Source organism: Pseudomonas sp. 7-41, assembly GCF_021233075.1.
GTDB classification, from domain to species: Bacteria; Pseudomonadota; Gammaproteobacteria; order Pseudomonadales; family Pseudomonadaceae; genus Aquipseudomonas; species Aquipseudomonas veronii.
This window is the reverse complement of record NZ_CP089551.1, coordinates 3,067,207-3,091,749: the sequence shown is the minus strand read 5'-3', so window position 1 is coordinate 3,091,749 and position 24,543 is coordinate 3,067,207. Positions and strand designations below refer to the sequence as shown.

The window sequence follows — 24,543 nt, the reverse complement described above, 5'->3', positions numbered from 1 at the left end:
ACGCCGAGAATTATAAAAAGCACGGAGTGACAGGACGATGAACAGTTTACGCAATATGTCGATCAGCCGCCGTCTCTGGTTGATCCTAGTAGTCGCCGTGTTGATGCTGTTGGCCCTGGGTTTGCTGATGCTCAAACAGATCCATGACGACCTCTATCAAGCCAAAAGCCTGCAGACCCGACACGTCGTACAGACCGCCAGTGGAATCCTGACGTTTTATCACGGCCTCGAAACCAGCGGCGTCATGCCCCGTGAAGCGGCACAGAAACAAGCCCTGAGCGCGGTGCGCGGCCTGCGCTATAACAAAGACGAATATTTCTGGATCAACGACCTGACGCCGGTGATGATCATGCACCCGGCCAACCCCAAGCTCGATGGCCAGAACCTCTCGTCGATTCGCGACCCGGACGGCTTTGCAATATTCAACGAGTTCGTGAGCCTGGCCAAGGCCAAGGGTGCCGGTATCGTCAATTACCGCTGGCCGAAGCCGGGTGCCGATACGCCGATAGAAAAAACCTCGTATATCCAGTTGTTCGAACCGTGGGGCTGGATCATCGGCTCCGGCGTGTATGTGGATGACGTGCAAGCCGAATTCAACGCGCAAGTGTGGAAAGCCTCGGGTGTCGGCCTGGGCATCGCCGTGGTCATGGCCCTCCTGGTCTCGTTGATTGTGCGCAGCATCGTGCGCCCGCTGCAGGCCGCCGTGAATGCCATGGCCAATATCGCCAGCGGCGAGAGCGACCTGACGCGCAGCCTCGACACCCATGGCCGTGACGAAGTCACCCAACTGTCCCAGCACTTCAACAGCTTCACCGCCAAGCTGCGCCACGTCGTCGGCCAGTTGCAGATGTGCGCCAATGCGCTGGGCCAGTCCTCCACTGAGCTGGGCAACAACGCCAGCCAGGCCCACGACCGCAGCCAGCAACAGTCGCAACAGATGGAACTGGTGGCCACCGCGGTCAATGAAGTCACCTACGGCGTGCAGGACGTGGCCAAGAATGCCGAGCACGCCGCCAGCGAAATGCGCGATGCCCAGGCCCAGGCCGAGCAAGGCCAAGTGAACATCGACAGCAGCTTGCAGCAGATCGACCAACTGTCCACCACCATCAGCCAGGCCGTGGAAGTGATTCGCACCCTGTCGAGCGAAAGCACGCAGATCGGTGGCGTGCTCGAAGTGATCCGTTCCATCGCTGACCAGACCAACCTGCTCGCCCTCAACGCCGCCATCGAAGCCGCGCGCGCCGGTGAGCAAGGCCGCGGGTTTGCGGTGGTGGCGGACGAAGTGCGGCTGCTGGCCCAACGCACGCAGAAATCCACTGCTGAAATCCAGGTCATGATCGAGCGTCTGCAAGGTCACTCGGAAGCGGCCGTCAAGGTCATCAGCGACAGCCACAGCGCGTCGCAACTGACCATCGAACAGGCCGGCCAGGCCGGGGCCAGCCTCACCGCCATCGGCCAGGCCCTGCGCAACCTCAATGGCCTGAATGCCTCGATCGCCAGCGCCACCCTGCAACAGGCCCACGTGGTCGAGGACATCAACCAGAACGTGACCCAGGCCGCCGGGTTGTCCCACAACACGGCAGTGGCGGCCGAACAGTCCAGCGTGGCCAGCGCACACTTGCGCGGGTTGAGCGAGCAGCTCGACGGCCTGCTGCGTCAATTCAAAGTCTGACGCCACTCAAACTGTGGGAGGGGCTTGCTCCCTCCCACATTTGCCTTCCTGTGTTTTGAAGATTGGTTACAATCCCCGCCCTTTCCCTCTCTCCCAAGGAACCACCATGTCCGGGCTTGAACTGTTCGCCGCCGCGCTGGGGGTGATCGCTGTCTGGCTGACGGTCAAACAAAACCCCTGGTGCTGGCCCATCGGTCTGGTGATGGTGCTGCTCTACACCTGGGTGTTCTACGACGTGAAACTCTATTCCGACATGCTGTTGCAGGTGGTCTACGCCGCCCTGCAAGTCTACGGCTGGTGGCAGTGGACCCGACGCGCCGGGGACATCAAGCCAGGTCGCCAAGTCACCAGCCTGGGCTGGTCCGCGATCCTTACCAGCCTGGCTATCGGCGCGGTCGGCAGCCTGTTGCTCGGCGCCGCCATGGCTCACTGGACCGACGCCGCCCAACCCTGGCTCGACGCCGCCCTCACCGGCTTCAGCCTGGTGGCGCAGATGTGGATGGCGCAAAAGCGCGTGCAGTGCTGGCCATTGTGGATTGCCGTGGATGTAATTTTCGTCGGGTTGTTCCTCTATAAAGGCCTCTACCTCACCGCCGCGCTCTATGCGCTGTTCACCGCGATCGCCGTGCAAGGCTGGCGCGAATGGCGCGCCGACCCGGCGTTGCGCGCATGAAGGTGGTGGTCCTGGCCGGCCCCGAATCCAGCGGTAAAAGCTGGTTGGCCGCGCAGTTGCAAACGCAGTTCGGCGGGCTGATGGTGGGCGAGTACGTGCGGCACTTCATCGACCACCATCAGCGCGACACCACGCTGGCCGACATCCCGGCCATCGCCCGCGGACAACTGGCCTGGGAAGATGCCGCCCGCGCCGAGCGCCCTGCGCTGCTGATCCTCGACACGCACCTGCTGACCAACAGGCTCTGGAGCCAGACCCTGTTCGGCGACTATCCGACATGGCTTGACGACGAACTGCTGGCCCGCCACTACGACCTGCACCTGCTGCTATCCCCCGACGACGTGGAGTGGACCGCCGACGGCCAGCGTTGCCAGCCGGAACTGGCCGACCGCCAGGCGTTTTTCCAGCACAGCCTGGATTGGATGCAGCAACATCGACAGGCCCTGGTGGTGATCAGGGGAAATTGGGAAGAACGCCGCGCCAAAGCCTTCGCAGCCGTCAAACAGATACTGTAGGAGCGAGCTTGCTCGCGAAAAACGCAAGAACACCGCGTTAATCCAGAATGCCCGCGTTATCGTTGACGCTCTTCGCGAGCAAGCTCGCTCCTACAGTGAGTTGCGGCGCTTAGTAGCCCAGGGACAGGCCGGTATTGCGACGCGGGTCGTTGGCCCCATAGAAACGGTTGTTGCCGACCGGCTTGCCGTCCAGGGATGGCGCGCCCACCAGGATCGCCGCCAAGTGGTTGGCATCCTGTGGCCCGGCAAACTTGTGGCCCCAGCTCTCAAGGATCTTCTGCGTATCCGGGCTGACCGCGAAGGTCTCGAGGTTGGTGGTGTCCGGCATCCACTGCTGGTGGAAACGCGGCGCGTCGACGGCCTCCTGGATGTTCATCTTGTAATCGATGACGTTGAGAATCGTCAGCAAGGTCGCGGTAATGATGCGACTGCCGCCCGGCGTACCGACCACCATCACCGCCTTGCCATCCTTGGTCACGATGGTCGGGCTCATCGACGACAGCGGCGCCTTGCCTGGTGCGATGGCGTTGGCTTCACCCTGGACCAGGCCGTACATGTTCGGCACGCCGACCTTGACGGTGAAATCGTCCATTTCATCGTTGAGAATCACCCCGGTCTTGCTCGCCATCACACCGGCACCGAACCAGTCATTGAGGGTGTAGGTCACCGAGACCGCGTTGCCCCACTTGTCGACGATGGAATAGTGGGTGGTGTTGTTGCCTTCATGGGGCGCTACGCCCGGTTTGATCGCCTGGGAGTCGCCGGCCTTGTTCGGTTCGATGGCGTCACGCAGTTTCGTCGCGTAGTTTTTGTCCAGCAGGTGTTCGATCGGGTTCTTTACGAAGTCCGGATCGCCGAGGTAGCTGTTGCGGTCCACATACGCGTGGCGCATGGCTTCGATCTGGTAATGCAGGCCCTGGGCCGAGTGGTAGCCCAGGTCGGCCATCGGGTAGCCTTCGAGGATGTTCATGATCTGGCAGATCACCACGCCACCGGAGCTCGGCGGTGGTGCCGAGACCACGTGGTAGCCCCGGTAGTCGCATTCGATGGGCGCCAGTTCGCGGGTCTTGTATTTGTCGAGGTCGGCCTGGGTGATGATGCCTTTGCCGGCCTGGCTGGAATCCACCAGCGCCTTGGCGACCCATCCTTTATAGAAACCATCGCTGCCCTTGGCCGAGATTTCCTTGAGGGTCTTGGCCAGGTCTTTCTGCACCAGCTTCTGGCCGACCTGCAACGGCTGGCCGTTGTGCAGGAAGATTGCGCGCAGGTCCTTGTCTTTTTCGAACTCGCCGGTGGCGGTGTGCAGCAGGTCGATATCACCCTGCTCCAGCGCGAAGCCGTTTTCCGCCAGCTTGATCGCCGGGGCAATCACCTGGGCGCGCTTGAGAGTGCCGTATTTGCTCAGGGCCAGTTCCATGCCGGACACGGTACCGGGGACGCCGACGGCCAGGTGGCCCTTGGCGCTCAGGCCTTCGACGACGTTGCCGGCCTTGTCCAGATACATATCGGCGGTGGCGGCCAGCGGGGCTTTTTCGCGGAAGTCGAGGAAGGTCTTGCGCCCGTCGGCCAGTTGCACTGTCATGAAGCCGCCGCCGCCCAGGTTACCCGCCGCCGGGTACACCACTGCCAACGCGTAGCCCACGGCCACGGCGGCATCCACCGCGTTGCCGCCGGCCTTGAGCACATCCACGCCGACATGCGTGGCCAGATGCTGGGCCGTTACCACCATGCCATTTTCACCGGCCACCGGGGCCTGGGAGGCGGCTTGCACGCCGCTGACCGTCAACACCAGCGCAGTGGCAATCAAAGTACGGCTGAAGGGTTGGTATTTCATCCTTGGCTACTCGGGTTATTGAGATGCACCAAAATAGCCCGACTTGGATGCAATCCCCAGCGCAGTGGCGTTTTTATGACAGAACCTGTCGGTCACGGAACGATTCAGCGCTGGCCTCGACGGCCAATGGCGCTAGAATCGGCGCCATTCTTCACCTGACTCTCCGACACGAGCCTCCCCATGAGCTTTGATTTCGACACGATCCACCCCCGCCTCGGCACCGGCAGCACCAAGTGGAACCGTTACCCGCCCGACGTGTTGCCGATGTGGATCGCCGACATGGACATCGCCGCGCCACCCGCCGTGCTTCAAGCCCTGCACCAGCGCCTCGACCAGCAGATTCTCGGCTACAGCGTGGCCGGCCCGGACGTGCGCGCGGCCATCGTTGCCGACCTGTGGGCCAAATACGCCTGGCGCGTGCAGCCGGACGAGCTGCTGTTTCTGCCCGGAGTAGAACCCGGTTTCAATATGGCGCTGCATGCCTTCGTGCAGCCCGGCCAAGCGGTGGTGCTGCAAACCCCCAACTATCGGCCGATTCGCCTGGCGCCCGGAAACTGGAACCTGCCGCGCATCGAAGTGCCGTTCAAGCTGGTCAACGCGCAGTACATCACGCCGATGCCGCTGCTGCGCCAGGCGCTGACAGGGGCCGGCGCATTATTGCTGAGCAACCCGCACAACCCGGTGGGCAAAGTCTTCCCCCGCGAAGAACTGCTCGCAGTGGCCAATGCCTGCCTGGAACAGGGCGCGCTGATCATCAGCGATGAAATCCACGCCGAGCTGTGCTTCGACGGCCGTCGCCACATCCCCACTGCCAGCCTCAGCCCGGAAATCGCCCAGCGCACCATCACGCTGATGTCCGCGAGCAAGGCCTACAACGTGGCCGGCCTGAAGACCTGTTTTGCCGTAGTGCAAAACGCCGAGATGCGCGAGCGCTTCAACCAGGCGCGTTGCGGCATGGTCGACAGCGTCAGCCCCCTGGGCCTGGAAGCCACCCGCGCGGCCTACAGCCAATGCAGCGACTGGCTCGAGGCGTTGCTGCAGTACCTGCAGGCCAACCGCGACTACCTGCTCGACGCGGTAAAAACCCGCCTGCCCGGCGTGGTCATGCATGCGCCTCAAGGCACCTTTCTGGCGTGGCTGGATTGCAGCGCCCTGGGCCTGGACGACCCGCAACAGTTCTTCCTGGAACAGGCCAAGGTCGGTTTGAGCGCGGGGATCGAATTCGGCGATGACTGCCAGCAGTTCGTGCGTCTGAACTTCGGCTGCCCGCGGGCGTTGCTGGAAGAGGGTCTGCAGCGGATGGAACGCAGCTTGCTCACCCGTTAAAACTGACTGGCCCCTTCCCGGGGCCAGTCGTTCGATGGTGTTGGCCCACCCTTGGGCGTGCGTCAGGTTTGAGGATTACCAGTTTCAACCTTCACGCTGCTCACCTGCACAGTCCGGATGGATGAGCCCGCTTGGCGTGGCGCATTTATCACCATAGTCACACCGTCGTTGGTGATGAACACTGGTCGTGCCCGATCATCCTCCGTATCGCTGGAAAAGGCATTGTTGAAGACAAGTGCGCGGCTATTCCACGGCGTATCGCCGCTCGTATCAACGGATAAATCACCGGAGGGCGAAACACGCCAGCCAGAGAGTTGCGCAGCTGAATAGTCCAACCTGACGATACTGTTGCCCGGGTCCTCGATAATCACGTTCTCGACCGCTCTGTTCACGATATAGGTATTGTTGCCGCCCTCTCCCGTGATGCGGGCACCACCATTGATGACAATAACGTTCGCGCCGTTGCCGGTGAATAACACATCTTTTTGACCGTTGAGCGTGAACATATGGTTCTCATCATTACCCTGGATAAAACTTTGCCCTCGTTCAACCGTAGTCACATTGGAAAAAGACTGGAAATGCGCGATTTTCTTCACCCCTTCCGTATTTGATTCCTGGGTTTTTATCGAGATCGTATTCGTCTTGAAGTTAACGACGTGCCCCGCGTATCGGGCTACTTTGTCCGCTCCATCTTCTTTATAGGGGGTCGTTAGAGCGCCGGAAAATGACAGCGTATTACGTCCTCCGCCGCCATTGAGTGACGTCTGTCGAGGACTGAAACCATCCTTATCGGTTGTGGAGACTTGTTCAGCCTGTGCCAATGTCTGGCGCGCATCAGCGTTGAGCACTACTGTATCGTCTGCGTTCCCCCCGCTAACGCCTTTTTTGCCTGCGCCCAATAAAAAGTAGTTCGGTTTGGTTTCTATCCCTGTCACCCAATCATCCCCGTCGCCCATATCCCAAAGCGTGGCCTTGGTCTCCCCGGGCAGGCCTTCCACGGCGTTTATAGGCTTACCGTTCCATGATTTATGACCTGAAATATGATCATTACCCCCCGCGATTTCGACATGAGGTACCTGACCATTGACCGGGATCAAGTTCAACAGCCAGGTAATAGGTGAATACCAAAGTGAGGGCGTGAGCGGGACCTTACCCGGTACCAGTTTGGCCTCAACATCGGCAGAACCGTACACCACGCGTTCAAAATACTCTTTACCTGGACCGTCCAAAAACGCTTGATAACGAACCTTGCTCTGCTGTTCGTGCTCGTCGGCATATTTCTTTTCCAGATAGGGTTTTATGACATCGAATCCGGGTTCAAAGCCCAGAAACGACTTAACACCAATCGTGAATTTTTGCCCGTCGGTCAGCGGCGTATATTGATCAATTTCCTCTACAGTACGGACAGCGGAGTAAATCGATTGAGCAGCCATCAAGACCCCCGCAACGATGAGTCCGGCCGGTCCGGCAGCAGCGGCGCCCGCCATAAATGCAACGCCCAAGGTGATCGAAGTAACAGCCCCAGCGACTGAGAACGCACCGTTAACGTAGTGATCCTGAGCTTCTTTACCGGTACTGGCAGCCGCTTTATTGAACGAATCGACGGCATTGTAGATATCAAAAGGAACCGTGATGGTCGCAGCAACCCCACCGCCGACCCTCCCAACCATCTTTCCAATACTGGAGGATTTAAAGTTGACTATTGTCGGTGCCACACGACTGGCGGTCTTCTGCGCCACCTTATTGAGACCCGCCTCCACGCCCATCCCGACATATTCAGCCGCAACACTGCCCAGACCAACGGCCCCTTCCGTTGTATCGCCATTCTGAAGACTCTCTATAGAACTGCGCAGCGTTTGGAATGTGCCGAACGCCTGAAACCCCAGTCCCGCGGCGTTATTTTTTGCCCCCGACTTGCCGGGCGTTTCCGGGGAGAAAAAATCGCTGGGTATAGGCTTTTTACTTTGCTCAAGTTTCTTTATCTGGGCATGTTGTACAGATAAATCCCGCACTGAGTTTTGCAGCGATTCAAGTACAGGTCCGCTGTTTGCCGAACGGAACAGCGGCGCACTGTCGGTACTGCGGTGAGCGCCGATCTCAGCGATTACGTTTGTCACGCGATCGCCGACGTCACTCGAACTCCCTTTCAAATGAGCCTGAAATTTTTCAAGGTCGATCTGTACTTTGTTGATCAGTTGGTGACTATCCGCATCGCCGGGCAGCGGATTTTCAATAGGCTTGCCATCGATACTGGCGCCCATTTTATAAAGTTCGACACGACTTACGTTCAACTCACCAATGCGTACAGGGGGATGACTTACATCAAGTTTTTGCAGGCGCTCGACTTGCGCCGGGTCAATCGGTGCGGCGGGGGTGGACGGTGTAGAAGAAACGCTTTGTGGCGCGTCGCGTGGCGGGGAAAGCAGTTTGTCGAGCGAGGCCTGCGCCTGGCTGTCGAGTTTTCCGTCGTAGAGTCGCGCAGTAAAGCTTTGCTCCATAAAATCCAGGGGAGTTCTGCTCGCACGCGTACTGAGTTGATGGCCGCTTTCGCGAAAAGGCTCTTTGTTGTCTATTGTCGCGAGAAATTCATTGGGGTGGGCTCTGTAGTGGCTAAGCAACCCGAATTTTCCGGCAATGAGTGCGACCTGCTTCTGGGCTATACCGTCCCCGCCATTGGCCTTTGCTTGATGACCCACTCTATCAGCGACAGTGTTGTTACTCGCGGAAGGCGATGCAAAAAAGTCATCACCAATGATCAACGTGGGTTCGCGACCTAAACGTATCTGTGTTTCTGCTTGATCGCCCGGCCTGGCAATGACCACGGATATATCCGTACCTATCAACTTCCAAGTATTCGGGTCGCTCTGGTCAATCGTCTGCAGGGCGGTACTGATACCGTCCGCCACTTGCTTTGACCTGCTCGGGTCACTGTTCGCATCAGTGGTGATATTAATTTTCGCATACGGGCGGTACTCAGTTTTAACCTGTTTTTTTGGTCCGAGCTTATCCTTAGCCAGCCCGATACGGTCGTTTTCCATACGTTCAAAAACGGAGGGAAATTTAACGGGCGCGGCGGCCTCATTAATTGCATTTATCAGTTTTTGCTCAAGCGCCTTCATCGCCGAGACCTGATAAGAGTCTGGATGATTTTCGATAAATTGCTGCACATGGCCCAAAACGGCTTTCGTCTGGTGATACTGGGACATCCCTTTGGAAACGTGCAGTTTTTCCAGCCCCGTTACGACCTGCTCATAGTCCACCTGTACTGCGGGTTCCGGAGTCGACGTCTGGCCCCGAAAATGTTCAGCCAACGGCAGGCGGGAAGTATCAATCACCTTAATTTTTTCAAGATCGCCCAAAGGGGCGTCGTACATAAACCTGACGTCGTTTTGGGCAGGAGAGACATCAGAAATATAATCGGGATCAAACACACTGATTTTGTATTTCGGAGAACTAAAGTAACCCCCCTCCTCCATGGGTTTAAAAGAGCCTTTAAGTTCAGACCCTGCAAATACTTTTTTCAACCCCTCCTCAAAAAGCTCATAAGAAGAAAACTCCACCAACCCGTAATTCGGCTCTGCGAAGTAGTAAGTTCGATTATTATTGGAGTCCACCATCACACCGGCACTGACACGATGATTTTCCCCGCTGATCAGCAGCGTTTGAGTGGTTTTCGATTCCAACAGTCTAGGTGCAATATCAGTATACGGACCCAGTACGGACTTTTTGGGATCAGCTGCAAGTTCAATGTATTTTGTTTGTTCATGGACTTCAGCCAGCTTGTTGAAAAACTCCCGCGATTCAGGATCGTCCGGATTGGCAACCGCCTGGAAAACATTTCCCAAAAAAACATGTTGTTTGCCCTCAGCGACGGCCAACGAAAGAAGATGTGAGATACCTGAACATTGCCCTGGCGACAATCTGTTGATCATCGAAAGATAGTAACTTTGAGACATCGGCGTTACTTTCACGCCTTTGCCCGACATCACTTTCGAAAACAGACTGACATTGGCTTGAGTATCACCGATAACGCGCTGTTCACTCAGGCGTTGTATCGCCCCAAGTTGTTCGGGTGTTGTGGGGTGATCCACCGCCAATCGAAGGAGTTCCAAGTCGCTCATTGGGGCTGAATAACCTGGCAGAGAAACGGACGAGGGTGTGTTATAGCCTTTCAAGTAAGCGCTGGAATCAGGACTGGCCTTGGCCTGTACTACCTTATCATGAACTACTTTTAATACATCCTCATCCTTAACCACAATGGAAACAGGAGACGTCGGTTCCGTATCCTCACGTCGTACACGACTATGCCCGGGTGACTTTTGTAGGGTGTCATGCGGAGCTGAAGGATCTCGAGTAAGTTCATTGTCTAAACGAAACGACACACCCGCAGAAGAAGATATATTCATGAGTAATTCCGGTACGATATTATCGACTTAACCTCCCTGTATAGATGAATGCCCTGATCGGAAAACACTAGCAAAGCAAAAAGCATTCAACTGTCAGACTTATCTGTTTACCGTCATTATCGTTTGAAACAATACATTTCGACTGAACGTCTGAAACTCAAACACTAAAGAATACGCGCGACCAATGCCCTTATCCCCTTCCACCCAAGATCGGTACGCAGCTCCATACGCGGCTCAAAAACAGCGCCAACAGTAAGAAGGTCGAAACCCACAACGACACTCCCAAACTGTTTGACTACCGGCAGCGCCCCCTCACTAAGTTCCAGGCATTTATCTTATTTTATGCCCTGCACCAACGCTCATAAAAACCATGCACCCTTTGAATACTCCGACAGGCTCAACTCAGCCAGGACTTCGAGTCCCTCTGCGGCGTAGTTGCCAGCCAGAACGCCGGCGACCAGAGCCTCGGCGTCAACAGCGCCGCCCCGACAAAACTGGACGATCACACATCCCTCGACCAGCCCTTGGGTGATCCGCTACGGAGACTGATTTGCGGCCGCCATCGCCGGCAAGCGGGCGCCTACAGTGAATTACGCAAGTCTTTAGAGTTTGGCGATGGAAACTTCAGTCGATTTCACAAAGGCAATCACTTCACTGCCCACCTTCAACTCCAGGTCACGCACCGAGCGCGTGGTGATCACTGAAGTAACGATGCCGGACGCGGTCTGCACGTCGATTTCCGACACCACTTCCCCCAGCAGAATCTCCTTGATCACGCCCTTGAACTGATTACGCACGTTGATCGCTTTAATGGTCATGTCGGCTTTCCTTTTGGCTGTTAGGTCGATCTGCACGAATGTGCAGAGCCTCAAAGTGCGCCACCCACAAAAACATTAAAAGGAATATATAACTATTTGTTTATTCCATATTGGTATATCGAAGCTGTTTCACCGCCAACAGTCGATCAACAGCTTGCCCTCCCCACTACAGCCTTCTCCGCTCGAAACCACGTAAACATGCGTGGGCTGGCCTTGCAACCACGCGAAGCCGTCAGCCTGCTGGGCCCCAGTGTCTTAAACCTTCCGTCGAAACGAAACAAAACAACTGCCACATTTTTGATCGCCAGTGTCTTCAAGTGAGTGTGACCCAATACCGCGTCCGCGCCTGCACCTCGAACCCTAGACTCGAGGCCAGCAGGCTGAGGATGCGGTCGGTGTCATCCAGGCGAAAACTGCCCGTCACCCGCAACGTCTCCAGGTTCGGCGCCCAGCGCAACACGCCTGGGCGATAGCGCGCCAGCTCGCGCAGAAAATCCCCCAGCGCCTGGTTCTGTGCAGTCAGCACGCCGTCGCGCCAGCCCAGTTGCAGCACATCGAACGGCACCCACGCACCGAGCCCGCCGGCGCTCAATGGCGCTTGCTGGCCGTCCTGCAACGTCGCCAGTTGCCCGTTCACGTCGCGCACCTGCACGCGGCCCTTGAGCACCGACACCCGGCAGCCGGCGGCCAGTTGGCGCACGCACACCTCGGCCTGACTGACCCGCACTTCGCCGTAGCGCGTGCGTAGCGTCATCGCGTGTGCGCCCGGCACGTTCAGCGCCAGTTCGCCGTCCACCAGCGTGATGCGCCGTTGCGCCGGGTCCACATCCACGGCCGTGGCGGTATTCAGTTGCAGGCTGCCGCCCTCGGCCAACGGCAGGCGCCTGCGCTCGCCGGTGGCGGTGTGCAGGTCGGCGCGCCAACTATCTATAGGCAACTGGCGACTGATCAACCAGGCCGTCGGCACCAGCGCCGCCACGCCCAACGCACGCTTGAGCAACGCCCGCCGCCCCACTTGCGGGCGGTCGAGGCTGGCCATCGCCAACGCCTGGGGCAGCGCGCTGAAGCGCTGGCGCAGGGCCTGGGCTTTCTGCCAGGTGTGTTCGTGCTGCGGATGACTGTCGCGCCAGTGCTGCAACGCGGCATGATCGCGTTCAGTGGCCGACCCCGATTCCAGCAGCGCAAGCCATTGCGCGGCCGCTCGCGCAACCTCACGGTTCACAGGTCCACCAGCAGGCAATGTTCATAGGCTTGCGCCATGTAACGCTTGACCGTGCGCTCCGACACCTCAAGTCGCTCGGCAATCTCCCGATAGCCCAGGCCGTCCAGCTGACTCCAGAGAAACGCCCGGCGCACCAGTGCAGGCAAGCCGTCGAGCAATTCATCCAGGGCTTGCAGGGTTTCCAACACCAGCCAGCGCTGCTCGGGAGATGGCACGCAGGCTGGCGGCAGGTTGCCAAGAGCCGTCAGATAAGCCTGCTCAAGGCTGCGTCGCTGATGAAAATTGACCAGCAGGCGCTTGCCCACCGTCACCAGATAGGCCCGCGGTTCCTGCATCTGCCCGAGCGGCTGGGCACTGGCGAGCACCCGCACGAAAGTGTCCTGGCTCAGGTCAGCCGCATCCCAGGCATTGCCCAGGCGCCGCCGCAGCCAGCTTTCCAGCCAACTGCGATGGTCGCGATACAGGCTCGATAACGTCGGTTCGGCGGCGTGCGAAGGGACAACAGCATCATTCATGGCAAGCAACCTGCGCAGCGCGATTGAGTCTCAAATGAGATTAATTCTAATTAATATCGCGGCGAGACACCACGTTCTTTTCAACGGGGCGTTCATACGGGCATCAAAGGCCAGTGAACCCAGGCTTTGCCACCACAGGTGTGCCTGGCAGCGACCTAAAACCGCACACGTTGTCCGTTGACCATGCTGATCACACCCCATATAGTGTGCCCACGCCAACAAACAACCACTACATAGTGTGCGAACTCGTAAAACGCTGACCACACTATGCGCAGTATTTCAATGCCTTGAAGCCTGCAAATCACTTATTTTTGGACGGGTTCACACACCGTCAGCACAGACCAGGAAGGAGTATTTCAATGCTGAGTTGGGATGAAGTCGACAACGAAGACACCGGTGCAGCGGTGATCAGAGGCGCCAACGCCGGCCACGCCACCGAAGCCAACATGGACCGCCTCGACGGTGCCGGCGCCGCTGCCGCCATCGAAGCCCGCGCCGTCACCGCCAACGACTCCGCCGCGATCATCCGCGCCAAGGCTGCCCTCGACAAACTCGACATCGCCGAAGGCCTCGCCGAACTCGAAGGCGCCTCCGCCCGCGTCGCTGTCGACGAAAAGCGCATGATCAACTGTCGCGCCGACCTCAACCAACTCGTGCCCTTCAAGTACGACTGGGCCTGGCAGAAATACCTCGACGGCTGTGCCAACCACTGGATGCCGCAAGAGGTCAACATGACCGCCGACATCGCGCTGTGGAAAAACCCCGAAGGCCTGACCGACGACGAACGCCGCATCGTCATGCGCAACCTCGGCTTCTTCTCCACCGCCGACTCGCTGGTCGCCAACAACCTGGTCCTGGCCGTGTACCGCCTGATCACCAACCCGGAGTGCCGCCAGTACATCCTGCGCCAGGCCTTCGAAGAGGCGATCCACACCCACGCCTACCAGTACTGCATCGAGTCGCTGGCCATGGATGAAGGCGAGATCTTCAACATGTACCACGAGATCCCATCGGTCGCGAAAAAAGCCGCCTGGGGCCTGAAATACACGCGCTCCATCTCCGACCCGAAATTCGAAACCGGCACCGTCGACACCGACAAAGAACTGCTGCGCAACCTGGTGGCCTACTACTGCGTACTGGAAGGCATCTTCTTCTATTGCGGCTTCACCCAGATCCTCTCCATGGGCCGCCGCAACAAAATGACCGGCGTGGCCGAGCAGTTCCAGTACATCCTGCGCGACGAGTCGATGCACCTGAACTTCGGCATCGACGTGATCAACCAGATCAAAATCGAAAACCCACACCTGTGGGACGCCGAGATGAAGGAAGAAGCAACCCAGATGATCCTGCAAGGGACCCAACTGGAGATCGAATACGCGCGCGACACCATGCCACGCGGTGTACTCGGCATGAACGCGGCGATGATGGAGGACTACCTCAAGTTCATCGCTAACCGTCGTCTGTCGCAGATCGGTTTGAAGGAAGAGTATCCAGGGACGACTAACCCGTTCCCATGGATGAGCGAGATCATGGACTTGAAGAAAGAGAAGAATTTCTTTGAGACCCGTGTGATCGAGTACCAGACTGGCGGTGCGTTGAGCTGGGATTGATTGAAAAAACGGCCCCTTCAGGGGCCGTGTTGTTTCACCTGTCGATGTTTTTTTTATGCCCAATCAAACCATCAAGACCCCCTGCGTCGGCCTGTGCTCCACCGTTTACGGTGATCTGGTCTGCCGCGGGTGCAAGCGTTATCACCATGAAGTCATCCAGTGGAATGGCTACAACGCCGAGGAAAAACAGGCGGTGTGGCTGCGCCTTGAGCAACTGCTGGTGCAGGTGATGGCCTCCAAGCTGGACGTGTTCGACCCACAGCGCCTGCGCCAGCAACTGGAAAGCCGCAAGATTCGCTTTATGCCGCACCAGTCGCCGTACTGCTGGGCCTACCAGTTGATTGCCCGGGGTGCGCGGGTGATTACCAGGCTGGACGCATATGGCCTGGTGTTGCTGCCGGAATTTCGCGAGCACAGCCTGGCGGATTTGCGCGATGGAATTGATCGCGAGTTTTTCCTGCTGTCCGAGGCGCATTACCAGCGGTATATCGCCCCCGTGTTCTTGAAAGAGGCCTTTGGGCCAGCCCTGATCGCCACGCTCTAAATGTGGGAGGGGGCTTGCTCCCGATAGCAGTGTGTCAGTCAGCTTATATGTCACTGACCCGGCGCAATCGGGGGCAAGCCCCCTCCCACATTTAGGTCCAGGACGCTGCACGCTCCGCCTGGAGGCCATAGCGTTCAATCGCCTGCTGGCATACCTGCCGATCCAGACTGCCCTGCTCCGCCAATGCCGTTAGCGCCGCCAACACCAGGTGATGGCGATCCACCTCAAAAAAATCCCGCAACGCCGCCCGCGTATCGCTGCGCCCGAAACCGTCGGTGCCGAGTACGGTGTAGGGGGAATCCAGGTACGAAGCAATCATCTGCGGCACCGCCCGCACGTAGTCCGACACTGCAACCACCGGGGCGCCCTTGGGCAAGCAATCATTCACATGACTGACGCGCTGGATCGCCTGCGGATGCAAGCGATTCCAACGCTCCACCTCCCGCGCCTGCCGTGCCAGTTCGCTGAAGCTGGTCACGCTGTAGACCTCACTCGCCACCTGCCAATCGTCCGCCAATAGCTGCGCAGCCGCCTGGGCTTCACGCACCAGCGTACCCGAACCGAGCAGGCGCACCTGGGCGTCAGGCGCGCCCTGCAAGCGGTACATACCTTTGATGATCGCCGCTTCCACCCCCTCGGGCAGGCTCGGCTGCGGGTAGTTTTCGTTCATCAGGGTCACGTAGTAGAACTCGTCGACATCATGCTCCAGCATCTGGCGCATGCCGTGGTCGAGGATCACCGCAAACTCCCCGGCAAACGCCGGGTCGTAGGCACGGCAGTTGGGGACGCTGGCGGCGCTTAGGTGGCTGCTGCCGTCCTGATGCTGCAGGCCCTCGCCGCCGAGGGTGGTGCGGCCGGCAGTGGCGCCCAGCAGGAAGCCACGGGCGCGCTGGTCGGCGGCGGCCCAGATCAGGTCGCCCACGCGCTGAAAGCCGAACATCGAGTAATAGATGTAGAACGGCAACATGCGCAGGCCATGCACCGAATAGCTGGTGGCCGCCGCGACCCAGGAGCTGATGGCGCTGGCTTCGCTGATGCCCTCTTCGAGGATCTGCCCGTCGGTGGCTTCGCGGTAGCTGAGGATCGAGCCGATATCTTCCGGCTCGTAGCGTTGGCCGACGCTGGAGTAGATGCCGATCTGCTTGAACAGGTTGGCCATGCCGAAGGTACGCGCCTCGTCGGCGACGATTGGCACGATGCGTGGCCCCAGGTGCTTGTCCTTGAGCAGGTTGGTGAGCATACGCACGAAGGCCATGGTGGTGGACATCTCCTTACCCGCGGCGGCCGTAGCGAAGCCGGCGTAACCGGCCAGAGGCGGCACACTGACCGGCACGGCGGCCTGGCAACGACTGGGCACGTAGCCGCCCAGGGCGTTGCGCCGTTGATGCAGATAGCGCAACTCCAGGCTGTCAGCGGCCGGTTTGAAGAAACTCAACGACTCGGTCTGCTCATCCGTCAGCGGCAACTGGAAACGATTGCGGAAGGCGATCAGCGCCTCGCGATCGAGTTTCTTCTGCTGGTGGGTGGTCATCTTGCCCTGCCCGGCTTCGCCCATGCCAAAGCCTTTTTTGGTCTGGGCCAGGATCACCGTGGGCTTGCCCTTGACCCGCCGCGCCGCGTGGTAGGCGGCGTGGATCTTGACCATGTCGTGGCCGCCGCGCTTGAGGCGGTCGATCTGTTCATCGCTCATGCCCTCGACCAGCCTGGCCAGGGACGCGCTCTGGCCGAAGAAGTGCTCGCGGTTGTAGGCGCCGTCCTTGGCGGCGAAGGTCTGGAACTGCCCGTCCACGGTCTGCGACAGCGTATTGACCAGGGCGCCGTCGCTGTCCTTGGCGAGCAAGGCGTCCCAGTCCGAGCCCCACACCAGCTTGATCACGTTCCAGCCGGCGCCGCCGAACAACGCCTCCAGTTCATCGATGATCCGCCCATTGCCACGCACCGGGCCGTCGAGGCGTTGCAGGTTGCAGTTGACCACCCAGGTCAGGTTGTCCAGGCCTTCGCGAGCGGCCAGGGTCAGGGCCGACATGCTTTCCGGCTCGTCCATTTCGCCGTCGCCGAATACGCCCCAGACGTGGCGCTCGGTGGTGTCCTGCAAGCCGCGGTGCTGCAGGTAGCGCATAAAGCGCGCCTGGAAAATCGAACTGATCGGGCCGATGCCCATGGAGCCGGTGGGAAATTGCCAGAAGTCCGGCATCAACCACGGGTGCGGGTAACTCGACAAACCGCGCGCGCCGACCTTGGCCCCGCCGATTTCCTGCCGGTAGTGCGCCAGGTCCTGCTCGCTCAGGCGCCCCTCCAGGAACGCCCGCGCATAAATGCCCGGCGCGGAATGCGGCTGGTAGAACACCAGGTCGCCGCCAAAGCCCTCGTGGCGGGCACGGAAAAAGTGATTGAAGCCCACTTCGAACAAATCCGCCGCGCTGGCGTAGCTGGCGATATGACCGCCGAGCTCGCCATACGCCTGGTTGGCGCGCACCACCATGGCCAGGGCGTTCCAGCGCACCAGCGAGGCCAGGCGCTCTTCGGTGGCCAGGTCGCCGGGAAACGCCGGCTGCCGCTCGACGCTGATGCTATTGATATACGGGGTGCCGTGACGGGGTTTCCAGTCGATGTGCGGGGCGCCGCCTTCACGGGCCAGCACGTCGAGGATCTGCCGCGCCCGCGCGGGGCCGGCGTTGGCCACCAGCGAGGCCAGGGCGTCGCGCCACTCGTCCTGCTCGATTTGATCACCGGCGAGCTGATCCGTTGTGGTGTGATTCACTGCGCTCGCAAAACCGTTCATGGGCACCTCCAGGCTTTTTTTCCAGTTTATGTCGATGACTGAGGATTTTTTGCCTGATGTCAGGCGTGCCAAAGCATATTTTGAGCATGAATCGCTGCCAATCAGACGTTTCCCAGCACGTTGTGCTCTAACCCCCCGAAACCTCGCCATTGTGTTTAAAATGCCGCCCGCTCAACGAACGACGCTCAACGATGAACCCCGACGCCCTCGCCACACTGCACGCCCACCTGCTGACCGCCCTGGCCACGCCACCGACCGAAACCCGGCGCCTGTTCCACGGGCGCGGCCGTTGCTGGCCGGGCCTGGAGCAACTGACCGTGGACTGGCTGCAGGGCGTGGTGCTGGTCGCGCTGTTCAAGGAGCCGGAGGCGGCGCACCTGGACGCGCTGAAACAACTGCTGGTTCAGTTCGAATGGGCGCAGTCCGGCGCCCACACGGTAGCCCTGCAGCACCGCTACCTGCCGCAAAGCACCACCGAATGGCTGGTGGGCGATGCGATCGATGAGCTGACGATTACCGAAGGCGGCCTGCGCTACCTGATCGACCTCGGTAAAAAACAGAACAGCGGGCTGTTTCTCGACATGCGCTACGGCCGCAACTGGGTGCGCGAACAGGCCAAGGGGCTGCGGGTACTCAACCTGTTCGCCTACACCTGCGGGTTTTCCGTGGCGGCCATCGAAGGCGGCGCCGAGCATGTGGTGAACCTGGACATGGCCCGCGGCGCCCTGAGCCGGGGTCGCGACAACCATCGCCTGAATGGGCATGACCTGAGCCGCGTTACCTTTCTTGGCCACGACTTGTTCAAGTCCTGGGCCAAGGTCATCCACAGCGGCCCCTATGATCTGGTGATCATCGACCCGCCGTCCTTCCAGAAAGGCAGTTTCCTGCTGACCAAGGATTACCAGCGCGTGCTGCGCCGCCTGCCGGATTTGCTCACGCCACAAGGCACGGTGCTGGCGTGCATGAATGACCCGGCGTTCGGCGAGGACTTCCTGATCGACGGCGTGACCCGCGAAGCACCGGGCCTGCACTTTGTCGAACGGCTGGAAAACCCACCGGAATTCCCGGATATCGATCGGCAAAGCGGCTTGAAAGCCTTGGTGTTCCGCCAAGGCTGATGCCGAAACGTCCGACGCTTGCTACGCTAAGCAATCACCGGGGTGGTGAACCTTATCCTCCCCTTCCCGGTCGATACCTGCATCCCCTGGCCAGACTCGACGCTGCCACAGCGTCGGCTGCCCCGTTTCACCCTTTGGAGAACCGCCCGTGATATCGACCCTGCATGTAGCCAGACTGAAAGCCTGGGGCGCCCACGGCTTCACTGCCACCGGAGTGGTGTTGGCCTTCCTGGCCACGCTGGCCTTGCTGGAGAACTCACCCAAGGCGTGCCTGCTGTGGCTGGGCCTGGCACTGGTGGTCGATGGCGTCGACGGTTCCCTGGCCCGCCGCGTGAATGTCAGCACGGTACTGCCCAGCTTTGACGGCTCGGTGCTGGACCTGGTGATCGATTACCTGACCTATGTGTTTATCCCGGCACTGTTTATCTACCGCTATATCGACCTGCCGGACTTTACCCACCTGTTCACGGTGTCGGTGATCCTGGTGTCGTCGCTGTTCTGCTTCTGCAACGTGAACATGAAAAGCAAGGACAACTACTTCGTCGGCTTCCCCGCCGCCTGGAACGTGGTGGCCCTCTGCGTGTATATCATCCAGCCCGACGCGTGGGTGACGTTGCTCACGGTGATTGGCCTGGCGCTGCTGACCGTGACGCCGATGAAGTTCCTGCACCCGTTCCGGGTCAAGCGGTTCATGCCGATCAACATCGCGGTGACCACGCTCTGGTTGCTGTGCAGCTTCTTGATGGTGGTGGATTACCCGAACACCAACCCGTGGACGTTTGGGTTGTGGTCGCTGATGTCGGCGTACTTCCTCGGGATCTGCATCTGGCGCACCGCGCTGGAGTGGCTGGGCACCCACAAATAGCCAGGCCGGCACCGTTTGAATGTGGGAGGAGGCTTGCGCCCTCCCACATTTGGATTTGCGTACATCGGGCAGGTAAGATGGCCGCCTTTCGCATAGCGCCCTGCCAACCATAAGCCCTGCCCATGCCCTTCGAACTCAGCGTAGACCTCACTACCCTCGCCATCCTGGCCGTCGTTGCGTTCATCGCCGGCTTCATCGACGCCATCGCCGGCGGTGGCGGCTTGCTCACCACCCCGGCCCTGCTCACCGCCGGCATGCCGCCCCATTTGGTACTGGGCACCAACAAACTCAGCTCCACCTTCGGCTCGGCCACCGCCAGTTTCACCTTTTACCGACGCAAGCTGTTTCACCCGCGCCAGTGGGTACATGCCATCGTCGGTACGTTTATCGGCGCCCTGGCCGGCGCCATCGTCGCCCACTACCTGCCCGCCGAAACCCTGAACAAGATGCTCCCGGTGATCGTCTTCGGTTGTGGCCTGTACCTGTTGTTCGGCGGCACGCCCAAGGCGCCGCTGGAGGGCGACGCACCGATCAAGAAGAAATGGCAGGCCACCCAAGGCTTCGGCCTGGGCTTCTACGACGGCGTGGCCGGCCCCGGCACCGGCGCGTTCTGGACGGTGAGCACGATGCTGCTGCACCCCATCGACCTGGTCAAAGCCAGCGGCGTGGCGCGCAGCATGAACTTCGTCAGCAACGCGGCGGCGCTGTCGGTGTTTATCATCAACGGTTCGGTGGACTGGATCGTCGGGCTGGCCATGGGCGTGTCGGTGATGGTGGGCGCGTTCTTTGGCGCACGCAGCGCAATCAGCGGCGGCGCCAAATTCATTCGCCCGGTGTTTATCACCGTGGTCCTCGGCCTGACGGTGCGCCTAGCCTGGCAGCACTGGTTCAGCGTGGCCTAAGCGGCGGGCCACGTAGAGGTCGATCAGGTAACGCGCAATCGAGCGTGACGCCGGCAACGGCGGCAAGTCGTGGATGTTGAACCACTGCGCGTCCTCGATCTCATCGGCCTGGGGCACGATATCGCCACCGGCGTACTCGGCATGGAAGCCCAGCATCATCGAATGGGGAAACGGCCAGCACTGGCTGCCCACGTACTGGATATTGCGGACTTCCAGCTGCACTTCTTCGTGAACTTCGCGGATCAGGCAGTCTTCGGCCGACTCACCCGGCTCGGCAAACCCCGCCAGCGTGCTGTAGACCCCGGGGACAAAGCGCGGCGACCGCGCCAGCAGGATCTCGTCGCCACGGGTCACCAGCACAATCATGCTCGGCGAGATGCGCGGGTAGCTGCGCAGGTCACAAGCCTCGCAGAACATCGCCCGCTCCCGAGGCACCTGGACCATGGCCTGGCCGCAACTGCCACAAAAACGGTGTTCCCGCGCCCAGGTGCCGATCTGCGCGGCATAGGCCAGCACTTTGTACAGCCGGTGATCGCCTTGCAGCATGAAGCCGCGCAGGCCTTGCCAACTGCATCCAGGCACGTCGCTGGCGGCATTGAGTTCGAGCAGGTACACCGGCTCGCCGTCAAGATGGCCGATACCGTGTTCGGCGAACACCGCCAGGTCCTGGCGCTTGAGCCATTCCCGCGGGAACAGCGCGCCATTGGTGTCGTGTAAAAAACCCTCGCGGCTGCGCGCGACGGCCCAGCCGCCGGGGGTTTGGTTGTCCAGCAGTGTGGTGGTAATCCAGCCTGGGGTCATATCAGTCAATCCACGAATTCGGGTTTCTGCTTGCTCATATGGGCCGCGATGGCCACGCGCAAGTCGTTGGATTGCAACATAGCCGCGTTCCAGGTGGCAACGTATTCCAGACCGTCATTGACTGTATGGTCACGCATGTAGCTGATCATGGCCTTGGTGCCGGTCACGGCAATCGGCGATTTGGCGGCGATTTCCCGGGCGATGTCCAGTACGCCGGCCAACAGGCTTTCCTGATCGGGATACACGCGATTGACCAGGCCGATGCTGCGCGCTTCCTCGGCGCCGAACTGGCGACCGGTGTAGGCCAGCTCGCGCAGCATGCCATCGCCGATGATGCGCGGCAGGCGCTGCAGGGTGCCGACGTCGGCCGCCATGCCGATGTCGATTTCCTTGATGGAAAACTGCGCGTCCTCGGCGGCGTAACGCATGTCGCAGGCGCTGATCAGGTCGATGGCACCGCCGATGCAGTAGCCCTGGATCGCGGCCAACACCGGCTTGCGGCAGGTGTCGACGGCGTTGAACGAGGCTTGCAGTTCGAGGATCTTGCGCCGCAACAGGCGTGCATTACGGCCCACGTCCTTGCCAAAATCATTGGCCACCGAGGCCAGCATCATCAGGTCGATGCCGGACGAGAAATGTTTGCCGGCACCGCTGAGCACCACGGCGCGCACGGCGTCGGTGTCGTCGACCCAGCGGAAGATATCGATGATCTCGGTCCAGAACGCCGCGTTCATGGCGTTGATCTTTTCCGGGCGGTTGATCTGCACATGGGCAACGCTGCCAATGAGCTCGACGACGAAGGCTTGGTATTCGGACATGGCAGTGATCCCTGACTGGCGAGTAATAAGAGCCGAACTATAACAAGGGTGAGCCACGGCGCATCAGCCAAAAACGGGACTGCTAAAATTCATCCGGGACGGGCCGTCGGCCTTGGAAAAGGCTGGATAAAAACCGCCTCAGGCGCCATCCTTCGCGCTTTAAGCCGCTGCCGCAGCGGCGCTCGACGTTTAAAGGATACGCCCCATGCTCACCCAACCTCTGGCCCCCGCCGATTTCGACCTGATCGAAGAAACCCTGCTCAAGTACGGTGACGACCACTCGGTGCTGAACCTCGCCGAACTCGATGGTTACTTCTGCGCACTGGTGTCCAGCCCGGCACCGGTGGATATCGCCGAGTGGTTCCCGGCGATCTGGGGCGGGCAGAACCCGCAGTGGGAAAGTGCCGAAGAAGCCAAGCAGTTCCTCGAACTGTGCGTTCGCCACATGAACGCCCGCGCCGCCCAACTGGCCACCGACGCCAAAGGTTTCCGGGCGCGCTTCGACGACACGGAGCATCAGGGCCAGACCCTGCCCCTCGCCGAAGAATGGTGCTTTGGCTATATCCGTGGCGCCGCTATCGGCAACTGGCCTGAACTGCCCGCCGAACAGGCCGCACTGCTGGAGAAAATCTCCTGGTGCGCCGAACAGGACAACTTCGAACTGCCGGCGGACCTCGATGTACAGGCGCATCAGCAGCGCGTCAGCGAGATCGAACCGGCGGCGCGGGCGCTGCATGATTACTCGCTCGCCCAGCGCTAAGCCTCGACAAGCGTGACGTCTATGCCCGATTATTCGGGTCCGCCCGTCGGCCACTCCGTGCCACCTTGCCTTGAATCAGGAGCCTTGTACCTTGAGTTCGCAGAAAACCGTGACCGTTACACCGCCCACTTTCCCCCTCAATGGCAAGGTCGCGCCCCCCGGCTCCAAATCCATTACCAACCGCGCGCTGTTGCTCGCCGCCCTGGCCAAGGGCACCAGCCGCCTCAGCGGCGCGTTGAAGAGCGATGACACCCGGCACATGTCGGTGGCCCTGCGCCAGATGGGCGTGATCATCGACGAGCCGGACGACACCACCTTCGTGGTCACGGGCCAAGGCCAGCTGCAATTGCCTGCGCAGCCGCTGTTCCTCGGCAATGCCGGTACCGCGATGCGTTTTCTCACCGCCGCCGTCGCCACCGTGCAAGGCACCGTGGTGCTGGACGGCGACGACTACATGCGCAAACGCCCGATCGGCCCGCTGCTCGCCACCCTCGGCCAGAACGGCATCCAGGTCGACAGCCCGACCGGTTGCCCGCCGGTTACCGTGCATGGCGTGGGCAAGGTCCAGGCCAAGCGCTTTGAGATCGACGGTGGTCTGTCCAGCCAATATGTATCGGCCTTGCTGATGCTCGCGGCCTGCGGCGCAGCGCCGATTGAAGTGGCGCTGACCGGCAAGGACATCGGCGCCCGCGGCTATGTGGACCTGACCCTCGACTGCATGCGTGCATTCGGCGCGCAGGTCGAGGTGGTCGACGACACCACCTGGCGCGTCGCTCCCAGCGGCTACACCGCCCATGACTACCTGATCGAACCGGACGCCTCCGCCGCCACCTATCTGTGGGCGGCTGAAGTGCTGACCGGCGGGCACATCGATATCGGTGTCGCCGCACACGACTTCACCCAGCCGGACGCCAAGGCCCAGGCGCTGATCGCGCAGTTCCCGAACATGCAGGCCACAGTGGTGGGTTCGCAAATGCAGGACGCGATCCCGACGCTTGCCGTACTGGCCGCGTTCAACAACAGCCCGGTGCGCTTCACCGAACTGGCCAACCTGCGGGTCAAGGAATGTGATCGCGTGCAGGCGCTGCACGACGGCCTCAACCAGATCCGCCCAGGCCTGGCCCGCATCGAAGGCGATGACCTGCTGGTGGCCAGCGATCCGGCACTGGCAGGCACGGCCTGCACTGCACTGATCGACACCCACGCCGATCACCGCATCGCCATGTGTTTCGCCCTGGCCGGGCTGAAGGTCTCGGGTATTCGTATTCAGGACCCGGACTGCGTGGCCAAGACCTATCCTGACTACTGGAAGGCACTGGGCAGCCTGGGTGTCGCCCTGCGCTACTGAGTCCGCGACGTCGA

The 24,543-nt window shown here is 60.3% G+C and carries 19 protein-coding genes; 11 read left to right on the top strand and 8 right to left on the bottom strand.

All coding sequences use genetic code 11. The features are described 5' to 3' along the window. Positions 1–37: 37 nt before the first annotated feature. The 3 genes from LQ249_RS13875 (at position 38) to LQ249_RS13865 (ending at position 2,860) form a co-directional block, all read left to right on the top strand. Positions 38–1,672 carry a methyl-accepting chemotaxis protein gene (locus LQ249_RS13875; protein WP_046383217.1) on the top strand — a complete coding sequence of 545 codons (1,635 nt, stop codon included), beginning with the start codon at positions 38–40 and terminating at the stop codon, positions 1,670–1,672. A gap of 106 nt (positions 1,673–1,778) precedes the next feature. Continuing rightward, the gene (gene pnuC / locus LQ249_RS13870) at positions 1,779–2,345 is read left to right on the top strand and encodes a nicotinamide riboside transporter PnuC (protein WP_046383216.1); all 567 of its coding nucleotides are present in this window, start codon (positions 1,779–1,781) and stop codon (positions 2,343–2,345) included. Next, the gene (locus LQ249_RS13865) at positions 2,342–2,860 is read left to right on the top strand and encodes an AAA family ATPase (protein ID WP_046385264.1); all 519 of its coding nucleotides are present in this window, start codon (positions 2,342–2,344) and stop codon (positions 2,858–2,860) included. The genes pnuC and LQ249_RS13865 overlap by 4 nt, the downstream gene beginning before the upstream one ends. Before the next feature lie 109 nt (positions 2,861–2,969). Here the strand turns inward: LQ249_RS13865 and ggt are convergent, their stop codons facing one another. Further along, positions 2,970–4,694: a gamma-glutamyltransferase gene (gene ggt, locus LQ249_RS13860; RefSeq protein WP_017847249.1), complete on the bottom strand. Its 1,725-nt coding sequence runs from the start codon at positions 4,692–4,694 to the stop codon at positions 2,970–2,972. Between the two features lie 180 nt (positions 4,695–4,874). On the opposite strand from ggt, the gene LQ249_RS13855 reads away from it, so the two are divergent. Then, entirely contained in the window at positions 4,875–6,020 is a 1,146-nt protein-coding gene (locus tag LQ249_RS13855; RefSeq protein WP_046383215.1) for a MalY/PatB family protein, read from the top strand. A gap of 62 nt (positions 6,021–6,082) precedes the next feature. Here LQ249_RS13855 and LQ249_RS13850 read toward each other — a convergent pair whose 3' ends face one another. From LQ249_RS13850 to LQ249_RS13835, 4 genes are all read right to left on the bottom strand, one after another. After that, positions 6,083–10,426: a hypothetical protein gene (locus tag LQ249_RS13850; RefSeq protein ID WP_232566550.1), complete on the bottom strand. Its 4,344-nt coding sequence runs from the start codon at positions 10,424–10,426 to the stop codon at positions 6,083–6,085. A 602-nt stretch (positions 10,427–11,028) separates the two neighbouring features. After that, positions 11,029–11,244, bottom strand: coding sequence for a TOBE domain-containing protein (locus LQ249_RS13845; RefSeq protein WP_003173733.1), 216 nt, complete (start codon positions 11,242–11,244; stop codon positions 11,029–11,031). A gap of 313 nt (positions 11,245–11,557) precedes the next feature. Continuing rightward, positions 11,558–12,466, bottom strand: coding sequence for a FecR domain-containing protein (locus LQ249_RS13840; protein ID WP_128191512.1), 909 nt, complete (start codon positions 12,464–12,466; stop codon positions 11,558–11,560). Then, positions 12,463–12,981: a sigma-70 family RNA polymerase sigma factor gene (locus LQ249_RS13835; protein ID WP_057005549.1), complete on the bottom strand. Its 519-nt coding sequence runs from the start codon at positions 12,979–12,981 to the stop codon at positions 12,463–12,465. The genes LQ249_RS13840 and LQ249_RS13835 overlap by 4 nt, the downstream gene beginning before the upstream one ends. Positions 12,982–13,340: 359 nt before the next feature. Here LQ249_RS13835 and LQ249_RS13830 point away from each other — a divergent pair, with 359 nt between their 5' ends. Further along, positions 13,341–14,591: a ribonucleotide-diphosphate reductase subunit beta gene (locus LQ249_RS13830; RefSeq protein ID WP_079443666.1), complete on the top strand. Its 1,251-nt coding sequence runs from the start codon at positions 13,341–13,343 to the stop codon at positions 14,589–14,591. Positions 14,592–14,646: 55 nt separating this feature from the next. Continuing rightward, positions 14,647–15,135: a DUF1289 domain-containing protein gene (locus LQ249_RS13825; protein WP_017848468.1), complete on the top strand. Its 489-nt coding sequence runs from the start codon at positions 14,647–14,649 to the stop codon at positions 15,133–15,135. A gap of 91 nt (positions 15,136–15,226) precedes the next feature. Here the strand turns inward: LQ249_RS13825 and mdeB are convergent, their stop codons facing one another. Continuing rightward, positions 15,227–17,917, bottom strand: a complete 2,691-nt coding sequence (gene mdeB / locus LQ249_RS13820; RefSeq protein ID WP_232566549.1) for an alpha-ketoglutarate dehydrogenase — start codon at positions 17,915–17,917, stop codon at positions 15,227–15,229. A 191-nt stretch (positions 17,918–18,108) separates the two neighbouring features. On the opposite strand from mdeB, the gene LQ249_RS13815 reads away from it, so the two are divergent. The 3 genes from LQ249_RS13815 to LQ249_RS13805 all read left to right on the top strand — a co-directional run bounded on the left by LQ249_RS13815 (position 18,109) and on the right by LQ249_RS13805 (position 20,802). Continuing rightward, the gene (locus tag LQ249_RS13815) at positions 18,109–19,035 is read left to right on the top strand and encodes a class I SAM-dependent methyltransferase (protein WP_169865675.1); all 927 of its coding nucleotides are present in this window, start codon (positions 18,109–18,111) and stop codon (positions 19,033–19,035) included. A 148-nt stretch (positions 19,036–19,183) separates the two neighbouring features. Further along, the gene (gene pcsA, locus LQ249_RS13810) at positions 19,184–19,900 is read left to right on the top strand and encodes a phosphatidylcholine synthase (protein ID WP_017848465.1); all 717 of its coding nucleotides are present in this window, start codon (positions 19,184–19,186) and stop codon (positions 19,898–19,900) included. Positions 19,901–20,022: 122 nt separating this feature from the next. After that, positions 20,023–20,802 carry a TSUP family transporter gene (locus LQ249_RS13805; RefSeq protein ID WP_046383211.1) on the top strand — a complete coding sequence of 260 codons (780 nt, stop codon included), beginning with the start codon at positions 20,023–20,025 and terminating at the stop codon, positions 20,800–20,802. Here LQ249_RS13805 and nudC read toward each other — a convergent pair. Both nudC and LQ249_RS13795 read right to left on the bottom strand, forming a co-directional pair. Then, positions 20,770–21,603 (bottom strand): NAD(+) diphosphatase, encoded by an 834-nt coding sequence (nudC, locus tag LQ249_RS13800; protein WP_017848463.1) that lies wholly within the window; start codon positions 21,601–21,603, stop codon positions 20,770–20,772. The two genes, LQ249_RS13805 and nudC, sit on opposite strands and share 33 nt — an antisense overlap. 5 nt (positions 21,604–21,608) lie before the next feature. Further along, on the bottom strand, positions 21,609–22,421 hold the full coding sequence (locus tag LQ249_RS13795) for a crotonase/enoyl-CoA hydratase family protein (protein ID WP_017848462.1): 813 nt from the start codon (positions 22,419–22,421) through the stop codon (positions 21,609–21,611). A 205-nt stretch (positions 22,422–22,626) separates the two neighbouring features. Between LQ249_RS13795 and LQ249_RS13790 the strand changes: the two genes are divergently transcribed. Together LQ249_RS13790 and aroA are read left to right on the top strand one after the other, a co-directional pair. Further along, complete coding sequence (locus LQ249_RS13790; RefSeq protein ID WP_232566548.1) at positions 22,627–23,181, top strand: UPF0149 family protein; 555 nt, start codon at positions 22,627–22,629, stop codon at positions 23,179–23,181. 91 nt (positions 23,182–23,272) lie between these two features. Continuing rightward, the gene (aroA, locus tag LQ249_RS13785) at positions 23,273–24,529 is read left to right on the top strand and encodes a 3-phosphoshikimate 1-carboxyvinyltransferase (protein ID WP_017848460.1); all 1,257 of its coding nucleotides are present in this window, start codon (positions 23,273–23,275) and stop codon (positions 24,527–24,529) included. The last annotated feature ends 14 nt before the right edge of the window (positions 24,530–24,543 follow it).

Excerpts from the sequence above, each read along its gene's own strand:
- LQ249_RS13850 (WP_232566550.1), bottom strand. The coding sequence starts at position 10,426 with ATGAATATATCTTCTTCTGCGGGTGTGTCGTTTCGTTTAGACAATGAA.
- LQ249_RS13855 (WP_046383215.1), top strand. The coding sequence starts at position 4,875 with ATGAGCTTTGATTTCGACACGATCCACCCCCGCCTCGGCACCGGCAGC.
- LQ249_RS13790 (WP_232566548.1), top strand. The coding sequence starts at position 22,627 with ATGCTCACCCAACCTCTGGCCCCCGCCGATTTCGACCTGATCGAAGAA.
- LQ249_RS13825 (WP_017848468.1), top strand. The coding sequence starts at position 14,647 with ATGCCCAATCAAACCATCAAGACCCCCTGCGTCGGCCTGTGCTCCACC.
- LQ249_RS13795 (WP_017848462.1), bottom strand. The coding sequence starts at position 22,421 with ATGTCCGAATACCAAGCCTTCGTCGTCGAGCTCATTGGCAGCGTTGCC.
- LQ249_RS13830 (WP_079443666.1), top strand. The coding sequence starts at position 13,341 with ATGCTGAGTTGGGATGAAGTCGACAACGAAGACACCGGTGCAGCGGTG.
- ggt (WP_017847249.1), bottom strand. The coding sequence starts at position 4,694 with ATGAAATACCAACCCTTCAGCCGTACTTTGATTGCCACTGCGCTGGTG.
- LQ249_RS13835 (WP_057005549.1), bottom strand. The coding sequence starts at position 12,981 with ATGAATGATGCTGTTGTCCCTTCGCACGCCGCCGAACCGACGTTATCG.
- LQ249_RS13815 (WP_169865675.1), top strand. The coding sequence starts at position 18,109 with ATGAACCCCGACGCCCTCGCCACACTGCACGCCCACCTGCTGACCGCC.
- nudC (WP_017848463.1), bottom strand. The coding sequence starts at position 21,603 with ATGACCCCAGGCTGGATTACCACCACACTGCTGGACAACCAAACCCCC.
- LQ249_RS13845 (WP_003173733.1), bottom strand. The coding sequence starts at position 11,244 with ATGACCATTAAAGCGATCAACGTGCGTAATCAGTTCAAGGGCGTGATC.
- LQ249_RS13865 (WP_046385264.1), top strand. The coding sequence starts at position 2,342 with ATGAAGGTGGTGGTCCTGGCCGGCCCCGAATCCAGCGGTAAAAGCTGG.
- LQ249_RS13805 (WP_046383211.1), top strand. The coding sequence starts at position 20,023 with ATGCCCTTCGAACTCAGCGTAGACCTCACTACCCTCGCCATCCTGGCC.
- pnuC (WP_046383216.1), top strand. The coding sequence starts at position 1,779 with ATGTCCGGGCTTGAACTGTTCGCCGCCGCGCTGGGGGTGATCGCTGTC.
- mdeB (WP_232566549.1), bottom strand. The coding sequence starts at position 17,917 with ATGAACGGTTTTGCGAGCGCAGTGAATCACACCACAACGGATCAGCTC.
- LQ249_RS13875 (WP_046383217.1), top strand. The coding sequence starts at position 38 with ATGAACAGTTTACGCAATATGTCGATCAGCCGCCGTCTCTGGTTGATC.